Source organism: Calothrix rhizosoleniae SC01, assembly GCF_900185595.1.
Taxonomy (GTDB): Bacteria; Cyanobacteriota; Cyanobacteriia; order Cyanobacteriales; family Nostocaceae; genus Calothrix_A; species Calothrix_A rhizosoleniae.
Genome location: NZ_FYBH01000231.1, coordinates 1 through 9941, shown reverse-complemented (window position 1 = coordinate 9941; position 9941 = coordinate 1). Strand labels below are relative to the sequence as shown.

The window sequence follows — 9941 nt, the reverse complement described above, 5'->3', positions numbered from 1 at the left end:
GATTATCTGATTCCCCCTCAAAATATCGACCCAATCCCCTCAACAACAGCATGGGTAGCCCATTTAGCCTTTCCCAAAGGCAGCTTGTCTATGAAAATGCAGAATGAAATTGGCACTATTTTTGGCGATCGCGACTTTGAAGCACTATTTTCAACACAAGGACAACCAGCTAAAACTCCTTGGCGATTAGCCCTCGTATGTGTGCTGCAATATATTAAAATTCCTTAGTAAAAAGGAAAAACTATACTTTAGATAATTAATGGTGAAAAATTTTTTTCATCGGCACTGCCTTTTTCTAGCTTGAAAAACAAAAATAGATATTTCAAAAAACCTATTATTTGCCAAACAAACTGCCAAACTAGTTTAAAATACTTTACACTAGTCTCATCCCCTTGCGGTGGAATCATAGTTTTGACCGCAAAGGAAGCAGAGAATAATTTGCTCCTCGTTGCCTTGTATCTCATGGTATAAGCGAACTTTCTAGGACAATCCTAAATCCTGCCACTTGCTAACCTATGGAGAAATCCACGCAAAATAGTGGCTCTCGAACCCACAAACTTAGTGAAAACATTCGTCAAGGAGAATTACACCAATGGGCGGTGAAATGTTAAACGCAGTACTTTTGTCCTTTGGCTTAATCTTCGTAGGTTGGGCTGTAGGCACATTATTGTTGAAAATTCAAGGCGTAGAAGAATAGAAATTCTTAATATCTAATCCCGAAAAGCAAGAGACTGACATCAAGTCTCTTGCTACCATATCCGGGATATTTTTTTTGTAAACATATGTTTACATATATAATTCTGATAAGATTTTTTATAAAACTTTACTAATTGTTACGAAACTCCATGACAATATTAATAGTTGGTGCTACTGGCACCTTAGGAAGACAAGTAGCTCGTCATGCTATTGATGAGGGGTATAAGGTACGTTGTCTAGTCCGAAACTTTAAAAAAGCTGCATTTTTGAAAGAATGGGGTGCGGAACTAGTGCGAGGTGACTTATGTGTCCCAGACAGTTTGACTCCAGCCTTGGAAGGTGTAACCGCAGTCATAGATGCTGCTACAGCCCGTCCCACTGATTCTTTGAGTATTAGAAAAGTGGATTGGGAAGGAAAAGTAGCTTTGATTCAAGCAGCAAAAGCTGCTAAGGTAGACCGTTTTATTTTCTTATCAATTTTGAATGCCGACAAGTATCCTGAAGTACCGTTAATGGAAATTAAGCGGTGTACGGAGCTATTTTTGGCAGAATCAGGTTTAGACTATACCATTTTGCGTCTAGCTGGCTTTATGCAGGGCTTAATTGGTCAGTATGGAATTCCGATTTTGGAAGGACAGCCAGTATGGGTGACAGGGGAATCCTCTCCCATTGCTTACATGAATACCCAAGACACTGCCAAATTTGTAGTTCGAGCTTTATCCCTAAAAGAGGCAGAGAATAAAGCATTTCCAGTGGTAGGGACTCGTGCTTGGAGTGCAGAAGAAATTATTCGTATCTGTGAAGGATTATCTGGGAAAGAGGCAAAAATTACCCGAATGCCAATTAACTTATTGCGTACTGTGCGTAGACTTTTACGCTTCTTTCAGTGGAGCTGGAACGTGTCGGATCGGTTGGCATTTACGGAAGTTATTGCCAGTGGCAAACCACTTGACGCTCCTATGGAAGATGTATATGAGATTTTTGGCTTCGATGTGAATGAAACCACAACCCTAGAAAGCTATTTACAAGAATACTTTAACCGGATTATGAAAAAGCTTAAAGAACTTGATTATCAGAAAACAAAAACCAAGAAGAAGAAGGCAAAAAAGTCCCCCTTCAAAAATGTTAATAATCAATAGTCAACAGACTACAAAGATTACTTATTAATTTTGGACTAATGACTAGATTGTCCAAAGTATGTAACGATAACATAATACAAAGCATCGCTTAGAATTTGGATATTTGAGTGTGCCGAAAGTAGGCATTATTTACAATAGTGTGAAACCAATAGCGAGTCGCATCGCTGTGGAACTTCAAGAAAAGCTCAGTGCCGTTGGTTGGGAAGTATGTCTCACAAACGGCATTGGCGGAATGCTGGGCTACTCGAAGCCAGAAAGCCCCGTTTGTCATACCCCAATCAGGGGGCTAATACCACCAGGCTTTGATGCAGAAATGCAGTTTGCTGTGGTATTGGGAGGAGATGGAACCGTATTGGCTGCATCTCGTCAAGTAGCCCCTTGTGGAATCCCCATATTGACAGTAAATACTGGTCATATGGGATTTTTGACAGAAGCTTATATCAACCAGATACCCCATGCGATTGACCAGGTAATAGCTGGTGATTATGAAATTGAAGAACGAGCAATGCTTACCGTCCAAGTATTTCGTGAGAATACAGTGTTGTGGGAAGCTCTTTGCTTAAATGAGATGGTGTTGCATCGAGAACCATTGACCTCCATGTGCCATTTTGAAATTGCCGTGGGTCATCACGCACCAGTTGACATTGCTGCGGATGGTGTGATTATTTGTACACCAACTGGTTCAACTGCTTATTCTCTGAGTGCGGGAGGGCCAGTGTTAACTCCTGGAGTCCCTGCATTACAATTAATTCCCATCTGTCCACATTCCTTGGCATCTAGGGCGTTGGTCTTTCCAGATAGTGAAGCCGTAAATGTTTACCCTGTAAATACACCCAGATTAGTCATGACAGTGGATGGAAATGGAGGGTGTTATATATTACCTAAAGATAGAGTGTACTTAGAGCGATCGCACTATGTTACCCGCTTCATTCGTCTCCAATCACCAGAATTTTTCCGTATTTTGCGCGAAAAATTAGGTTGGGGTTTACCACACATTGCTAAACCTACATCAGTAGAATTACCGTAATTTCAATTAATAGTTGTTGGTTGTTAGTTGTTGGTTGTTGGTTGACAGTTAGGAGTATTTAATTCTTTCCCTCCCTCACTCTTCCCCTCCCTCACTCCTCCTTGAGCTGATGTCCGGATATTATTGCATATAGGAAGCTTATTTTATATAAATATAGTCCGCCAACACCCTTTCATCCAAAATCAAAATAGATATGACCTTTGCTCACACTCCTTGTGTTTTGGTAGTTGAGAGTGACGAAAACCTGGCACACAAATTGGCTTTTGATTTAAAAGAAGCTGGTTATCATCCAATTGAGGCTCATGATGCCATGATGGGCTTGCAGTATAGTCAGGAATATCAACCCGCTTTAGTAGTAATTGATCGCTTGCTTGCGGGTGAGTCAGGAATTTCGTTGTGCAAAAATATTCGCCATCATGGCAATACATCTCCTTTACTCATGTTAATGGCAAGGGAGAGTGTTGAAGATAGGGTAGCTTGTTTAGAAGCTGGAGCTGATGATTACTTTCTCAAACCCTATCGCTCTGAAGATTTTCTCAAATTGGTTAAATTATATTTACAACCCAATACAGGTACCTCAGAACAACTACGTTTTGGTGATTTATTGTTAGATATTGCCACACGGCGAGCGATTCTCAACGAACGAGCTATAGATTTAACTATGAAGGAATTTGAACTCCTGAAGTACCTGATGGAACATCCCCGTGAGGTATTAACTAGGGAACAAATTCTGGAAAATGTTTGGGGTTATGACTTTATGGGCGAATCTAATGTGATTGAAGTATATATTCGCTACTTGCGTCTCAAAATTGAAGATGAAGGTCAAAAACGCTTAATTCAAACAGTACGCGGTGTTGGATATGTGTTGAGAGATTCTTAGGCGCAAATCAAAAGTGTACTGCTCATAGGTTTTATGTTTCAACAATCTCCTAATCTAATTGTGTAGTTATATAAACGATTTCATGACTTTTGTTCTAGATACCAATCAAACTTGGTTAAAGAACTTGAATTATGTTTACGAATTGTTGAGAATTCCCTCGCCTTTAGGTCTATGCTTTACCCACAACTCCTAAAACCCTTACAGGATAGGAGAGACAAGGGAGAGGGGGAAGAGAGAAAGAAGGAAAGAGTGAAAGAGTGAAAGATAAAAAATCTTAACTTCCAACCATCAACCATCAACTATCAACCATCATTCCCTCACTCCCCCACTCCCTCACTCCTTACACTTCTTTGTTTCACCCTTAACTTGAGCTAAAAATGAAAACTGTATCAAAGGGACAAGGGATGAAGCTAACCTTAGCTTAAACTTGTTTGTGAAAATCACTTTAATTGATATTTCCTTATGGACGCTACGGCACTTTGGCAACGATACCAGCAATGGTTATATTTCCACGAAGGATTAGGATTGTACTTGGATGTAAGCCGGATGCGCTTTGATGATGCCTTTGTGGAGGCTTGTCGTCCAAAGTTCAAGAAAGCTTTTGTAGAGATGGCTGAACTGGAGAAAGGGGCTATTGCGAACCCAGATGAAAACCGCATGGTAGGACATTACTGGCTGCGTAATCCCGATTTAGCACCAACTCCAGAACTTACTCAAGAAATTGCCAATAGCATTGAGCAAATCGAAGCATTTGTGGAACAAGTCCACACTGGTGGGATTCATCCTCCCCAAGGACCTCGTTTTACGGATATTCTCTCGATTGGGATTGGTGGCTCTGCCCTAGGTCCCCAATTTGTGGCTGAAGCATTAGCCTCAGAAGTACCACCCCTTCAGATTCACTTTATTGATAATACTGATCCCGTAGGTATCGATCGCATACTTTCTCATTTGGGTGATCGTTTATCTAGTACTTTGGTATTAGTAATTTCTAAGTCTGGAGGTACTCCCGAACCTCGTAATGGCATGGTAGAGGTGAAACGGGCTTTTGCTGCTCAGAATTTAGACTTTGCCAAAAATGCGATCGCTATCACTATGGATGGTAGTAAATTAGATAACATTGCCACTTCAGAAGGGTGGTTGGCAAAGTTTCCCATGTATGACTGGGTAGGAGGACGCACTTCAGAAATGTCTACTGTGGGGCTAGTACCTGCTGCTTTGCAAGGGATTGATATCCGTGCCATGCTCCAAGGGGCAAAGGAAATGGATGACGCTACCCGAGTTGCCAATTTAGAAAATAATCCCGCAGCTTTACTAGCTTTATCTTGGTACTTTGCAGGTAATGGTAAGGGAGAAAAAGACATGGTTGTCCTACCTTATAAGGACAGCTTACTATTATTTAGCCGTTACTTACAACAGCTAGTAATGGAATCACTAGGTAAAGAAAAAGACCTAGATGGCAACATTGTCTATCAAGGCATTGCTGTTTATGGTAATAAGGGCTCTACTGACCAACATGCCTATGTACAGCAGTTACGTGAAGGTGTACCCAACTTCTTTGCTACCTTGATTGAAGTGTTGGAAGATCGTCCCGGTAAATCTTCAGAAATCGAACCAGGAATTACTCCAGGAGATTATCTTTCTGGTTTTCTTCAAGGAACTAGACAAGCATTGTATGAAAATCACCGCGATTCAATTACGGTGACAATTCCCCAAGTCAATGCCCGCACTGTAGGAGCATTAATTGCTTTATATGATCGGACTGTGGGTTTATATGCCAGCTTGGTAAATATTAATGCTTACCACCAACCAGGAGTAGAAGCAGGGAAAAAAGCTGCGGCGGCGATTCTGGAATTACAGACACAAGTCATGGAAGTGTTGAAAAAAGAGTCAACACCAATTTCTTTGGCAACTTTAGCGCAAAAAGCTGGTATGCCAGAGAAAATCGAGTCCATGTATATGATTGTGCGTCATCTCCATGCCAACCAACGTGGTGTAGTTTTAGAAGGTAATCTTGGACAACCTGCTAGCTTAAAGGTTGCTGTCAGTTTATAGTTCTATTCTCATTTTCCTACCTACATGAGTATTCTCAATTGAGAATACTCATTGCTTTTAACCATGATCAATACCATGCAAAATTGGCATAGTAAACAAACCCCAAGCTAAACCTGTAACTAACCCAAAAGGTATAACTAGGTAATTATGAAAACTCCAAATACCAAAAACTTGTGCTGCTAACTCCAAAGGATAAGCCATCATTAACACACTAGCGATCGCGACACCACTCCAATTATACTGAGACAGCCAGTAAAAACCTTTACCACTAGTAACTGCATATAATAATCGAGTGATCAATAAGCCTGTAACTGTACCGTAGCAACGCATACACACAGCCATAATAAATGGTGGTGCTAACTCTACACCCATAGTTGGCTGGGGACAGACATGAATGCCCATAAAATAAATAATATCGGCAATTATAGGTAAAATTGGCAAACCAGATGCTGCTAAAAAAGGAGCAACCACTGGACCAATAACCATTCCTGTTAATAGAAAGTCAGCAATAAAACTGCTCCAAAGAATTGATGGCTTATTGGCGTTCCCTACTTGTTGCATTATTTCTCCTACTTGATGATTTCAGACAGTTCCAGGATTTTATTGCTCACAAATTTAGAATAATATATATAGCACTACCAAAGCACGTTAAGACATTTTTGAAGCACCAAACCTATGAACAGTAAACTTATTACTTATTACTTATTACTTATTATTTATTACTTGCGCGTAGCGCTATACCTCTTGTATCTGGGAAAGTGACATACTCCACACACTCCCCTTCAGATGAGTGTGAGCTTCTCAGCGACTCTAGGCAACCCCAGACATTGACTGAGCTTTTTTAGACAGGGCGTGTGTCCCACGCTTCCTGATGTTGATTGCTGCGTTGAGGTCACGACATATTGATGTGTGGCAAACTGGGCAATTATGTACCCGTTGCGATAAACTTTTCTTTACTTTGTGACCACAATTTGAGCATTCTTGAGAAGTTCCATGAGGCTTTACTGGGATTACCAACAAACCAGCATTTTCGGCTTTGTTTGAAAGTATTGAAAGGAATTGTCCCCAACCAGCATCATGAATACTTTTAGCAAGTCTAGTTTTAGCTAGACCTTTTATATTTAGCTTTTCAACAGCTATTACATCATATTTTTTGAGCAGTTGATTAGCCGTTTTAAAATGAAAATCTTTACGGGTATCTGCAACTTTTTTATACTTGATACCCAATTTTTTAATAGCTTTTTGACGACGGTTAGAATCCTTTTTACGTCTTGAAACTCGTTTTTGAGCTTTACGTAATTGGCGTTCAGATTTACGTAAATATTTCGGTGCAGAAATTCGGGTGTTATCAGAGGCAACATAAAAATCGATTAAACCTACATCAACGCCTACGATGTTATTAGAATCAAAGTCGGGCTTAACCATAGGTACGGACTGATCATCAAGACTTAGAGTTACATAGTAGCCGTCAGCTTTTTTAGTAACAGATACAGTTTTGATGGTAAAACCAACAGGAATAGGTCTATGAACAATTACCTTAACATCCCTAATCTTTGAAAGAGTGATTCTATCCCCTACAAAATGATGTTGTTTGAATTGGGGATAAGTAAAAGTTCTGTAACGACATGACGCTTTAAACCTTGGTCTACCGGACTTTTTCCCATTACAATCGCCTTTCAACCATCTGTCAAAAGTTATCTCAACTTTTTTCGGGACTTCTTGTAATACTTGACTGTGAATGTTTTTGTACCAAGTTCTATCCTTTTTTAGCTGTCTTAAAGATGCTTTTTGGTTGTAATAGTTGGGTTTCTCTTTTAATTCAGGAAGATAACAAACAAGAGGGCATCTATCAATATAACATCTATTTTGCTCATACCAATTTAATCTTTTAACCAACAAATAATTGTATTGATACCGCAACATTTCTAGGGTGTTGTCGATAGTTTCACGTTGATTTTTTGTCGGCTTGATTTTGTATTGGTATGAAATTCTCATGGTTTTAAATTGTTTATCGACCTATATATAAGTTATCATAAATGTACGCACATAATTCGTACATTTAGGAAGAAAAAAAGATTGTAAATAAGGTTGATTGATAGAAGATTGAATCAGCTGCGTTTATATTCAATAGCTATGGATAAAACCATGACAGCAATAATCGAAGATTTTATAGACACACTTCCAGAACAGAATATTGGTAAAAACTCAACTACCCCACTGACTGTCAAGCCTACGGCTTAATTCGGTTGTAGGGTGTTTCTTTTTTACCTCGCAATTCATGAGGCAGCGCGGTTTTGGGGAGCCAGCATTGTAGACGGGTTTCCCGTCGCAGACGACTGGTGTTGGTTTCCCCCATGAGCGACTGCCATCTCAACGCCTCCTTGTCAGGTAGGCGTGAGGCTTCTTGTTGTTATAGCTAAAACCCGGAGAAATAGGTAAACTTTATGGTTTAACAACAACGTTCTTGACATCCTTCTTCACCTAAGCCATAAAGTGGGCTAAGAATTTCCCATCATCAGTTATCTAATGTCTCATAAAATTACTCAGGGTTTACTTCTACTACTGCTATTCACTACCCATATTGGTTTTACTTCCCCAGCAGCAACAGCACAAACTACAAAAAAAACTAGAAAAACTATTTGTACCAGCCAATTAACCACTGCTGTAGATGCTGTAGTTAATCGACCTTTATTTAATCGGGTACGTTGGGGAATCTTAGTCAAAAATCAGGATTCCAATCAAACTCTCTATATACGTAATGCTCAAAAATACTTTGTTCCTGCTTCTAACACCAAACTACTAACCACCGCCGCCGCATTACAAGCACTAGAACCTAATTTCCGCATTCGTACCTCTGTTTATCAAGATGGTGAAGGTATTTTGCGAGTAGTAGGTAGGGGAGATCCTAGCTTGAAGGATGCTCAATTAGAAAGTTTAGCCAAGCAGTTACGCCAGAAGGGTATTCGCCAAATCAAAAAGTTAATTGCTGACGATAGTTATTCCCAAGGGGATATTATTCACCCTAGTTGGATGTGGGAAGATGTGCAATATTACTACGGCGCACCAGTCAATAGCTTAATTTTAAATGAAAATGCTTCCATATTAAGAATCTATCCCCAAACCTTGGGCAAACCACTAAAAGTTAAGTGGGATCAGCCCACAGAAGCATATCGGTGGCGAGTGGAAAATAATTCCGTCACCATTGCTCAAGGGGAATCGAGTTTTGTAGAAGTAACTCGGGATTTAAAAGGACCTATATTGCGAATTAATGGTCAATTAGGGGTTGGTTCTCGACCTGATATTACTGCGATCGCTGTTTTCGATCCGATTGAACATTTTATGCGTCATTTCCGGATACATTTGGCTAGAGAAGGAATTTCTGTAGCTAGGACATTTACAGCAGTTGGTAGTAGGAATGAAAGGGAATTAGCAGCTGTAGAATCTCCACCATTATCTAAGTTGTTATTGGAGACTAATATTAATAGTAATAATTTGTTCGCTGAGGCTTTATTAAGAGCTTTGGCTAGTAAAAGTACCCAAAAGAATCAGCAGAATGTAGCTAATGTCGGGTTAAAAATTCTCCAAACAACATTAAATCAGTTAGGAGTAAATCCCCAAAGTTATCAAATTGTGGATGGTTCCGGGCTTTCTCGCAAGAACTTAATTAGTCCAGAAGCCTTAGTCCAAACCTTACAAGGAATGGCAAAATCTCCCCAAACAGAAGTTTTTCGTGCTTCTCTTCCCATTGCAGGTGTTAGTGGTACTTTAAGAAATCGGATGAAAAATACACCCGCGACAGGAATTGTGCGAGCTAAAACAGGTACCCTTACCGGTGTTGTCACCCTTTCTGGATATGCAAATCCTCCTCAGTATGATCCCATAACTTTCAGCATTATGGTGAATCAAACCGGACAACCAAGTTCAGTTATGAGAAAAGCTGTAGATGAAATTGTTGTGATGCTAGCTCAGCTCAAAAGTTGTTAATTGATGAAATACAAATAACCAATCACCAAAATAGGGAGTAGGGAGTAGGGAGTAGAGAGTAGGGAGTAGGGGAAGAGGAAAAATATCCTACTCCAGGATGGTTTGGAGCGCGAAGCGCGAAGCGTCTCCTGAAAGGAGATAGCGTGTCCGGTAGGACATAGCT

General features: G+C 40.0%; 10 protein-coding genes and 1 pseudogene. 7 read left to right on the top strand and 4 right to left on the bottom strand.

Features of this window, described 5'->3' with window-relative positions:
• Positions 1 to 228 (top strand): annotated as a pseudogene (locus CALSC_RS27475) (IS5/IS1182 family transposase); the annotation flags it as partial.
• A gap of 20 nt (positions 229 to 248) precedes the next feature.
• Here CALSC_RS27475 and CALSC_RS26480 read toward each other — a convergent pair.
• Positions 249 to 407: a hypothetical protein gene (locus CALSC_RS26480; RefSeq protein ID WP_159460616.1), complete on the bottom strand. Its 159-nt coding sequence runs from the start codon at positions 405 to 407 to the stop codon at positions 249 to 251.
• A 185-nt stretch (positions 408 to 592) separates the two neighbouring features.
• Here CALSC_RS26480 and petM point away from each other — a divergent pair, with 185 nt between their 5' ends.
• The 5 genes from petM to CALSC_RS13810 all read left to right on the top strand — a co-directional run bounded on the left by petM (position 593) and on the right by CALSC_RS13810 (position 5794).
• Positions 593 to 697, top strand: coding sequence for a cytochrome b6-f complex subunit PetM (petM, locus tag CALSC_RS13830; protein ID WP_088241911.1), 105 nt, complete (start codon positions 593 to 595; stop codon positions 695 to 697).
• A 148-nt stretch (positions 698 to 845) separates the two neighbouring features.
• Positions 846 to 1835, top strand: coding sequence for an SDR family oxidoreductase (locus CALSC_RS13825; protein WP_088241910.1), 990 nt, complete (start codon positions 846 to 848; stop codon positions 1833 to 1835).
• A gap of 109 nt (positions 1836 to 1944) precedes the next feature.
• On the top strand, positions 1945 to 2862 hold the full coding sequence (locus CALSC_RS13820) for an NAD(+) kinase (protein WP_088241909.1): 918 nt from the start codon (positions 1945 to 1947) through the stop codon (positions 2860 to 2862).
• Positions 2863 to 3055: 193 nt separating this feature from the next.
• Complete coding sequence (gene nblR / locus CALSC_RS13815; protein WP_088241908.1) at positions 3056 to 3742, top strand: response regulator transcription factor NblR; 687 nt, start codon at positions 3056 to 3058, stop codon at positions 3740 to 3742.
• Between the two features lie 462 nt (positions 3743 to 4204).
• Entirely contained in the window at positions 4205 to 5794 is a 1590-nt protein-coding gene (locus CALSC_RS13810; RefSeq protein ID WP_088241907.1) for a glucose-6-phosphate isomerase, read from the top strand.
• 57 nt (positions 5795 to 5851) lie between these two features.
• Here the strand turns inward: CALSC_RS13810 and CALSC_RS13805 are convergent, their stop codons facing one another.
• The 3 genes from CALSC_RS13805 to CALSC_RS27865 all read right to left on the bottom strand — a co-directional run bounded on the left by CALSC_RS13805 (position 5852) and on the right by CALSC_RS27865 (position 8150).
• Positions 5852 to 6355, bottom strand: a complete 504-nt coding sequence (locus CALSC_RS13805) for a DUF2085 domain-containing protein (protein WP_088241906.1) — start codon at positions 6353 to 6355, stop codon at positions 5852 to 5854.
• A 249-nt stretch (positions 6356 to 6604) separates the two neighbouring features.
• Entirely contained in the window at positions 6605 to 7789 is a 1185-nt protein-coding gene (locus CALSC_RS13800) for an RNA-guided endonuclease InsQ/TnpB family protein (RefSeq protein WP_088241905.1), read from the bottom strand.
• A 235-nt stretch (positions 7790 to 8024) separates the two neighbouring features.
• A complete protein-coding gene (locus CALSC_RS27865) occupies positions 8025 to 8150 on the bottom strand; it encodes a hypothetical protein (RefSeq protein ID WP_268807213.1) in 126 nt (41 codons plus the stop codon).
• A gap of 170 nt (positions 8151 to 8320) precedes the next feature.
• On the opposite strand from CALSC_RS27865, the gene dacB reads away from it, so the two are divergent.
• On the top strand, positions 8321 to 9778 hold the full coding sequence (gene dacB / locus CALSC_RS13795) for a D-alanyl-D-alanine carboxypeptidase/D-alanyl-D-alanine endopeptidase (RefSeq protein ID WP_088241904.1): 1458 nt from the start codon (positions 8321 to 8323) through the stop codon (positions 9776 to 9778).
• The last annotated feature ends 163 nt before the right edge of the window (positions 9779 to 9941 follow it).

Bases quoted from the DNA above. Each gene is read 5' to 3' on its own strand.
- CALSC_RS27865 (WP_268807213.1), bottom strand. From the start codon at position 8,150: ATGGGGGAAACCAACACCAGTCGTCTGCGACGGGAAACCCGTCTACAA.
- CALSC_RS13825 (WP_088241910.1), top strand. From the start codon at position 846: ATGACAATATTAATAGTTGGTGCTACTGGCACCTTAGGAAGACAAGTA.
- petM (WP_088241911.1), top strand. From the start codon at position 593: ATGGGCGGTGAAATGTTAAACGCAGTACTTTTGTCCTTTGGCTTAATC.
- nblR (WP_088241908.1), top strand. From the start codon at position 3,056: ATGACCTTTGCTCACACTCCTTGTGTTTTGGTAGTTGAGAGTGACGAA.
- CALSC_RS26480 (WP_159460616.1), bottom strand. From the start codon at position 407: ATGATTCCACCGCAAGGGGATGAGACTAGTGTAAAGTATTTTAAACTA.
- CALSC_RS13805 (WP_088241906.1), bottom strand. From the start codon at position 6,355: ATGCAACAAGTAGGGAACGCCAATAAGCCATCAATTCTTTGGAGCAGT.
- CALSC_RS13810 (WP_088241907.1), top strand. From the start codon at position 4,205: ATGGACGCTACGGCACTTTGGCAACGATACCAGCAATGGTTATATTTC.
- dacB (WP_088241904.1), top strand. From the start codon at position 8,321: ATGTCTCATAAAATTACTCAGGGTTTACTTCTACTACTGCTATTCACT.
- CALSC_RS13800 (WP_088241905.1), bottom strand. From the start codon at position 7,789: ATGAGAATTTCATACCAATACAAAATCAAGCCGACAAAAAATCAACGT.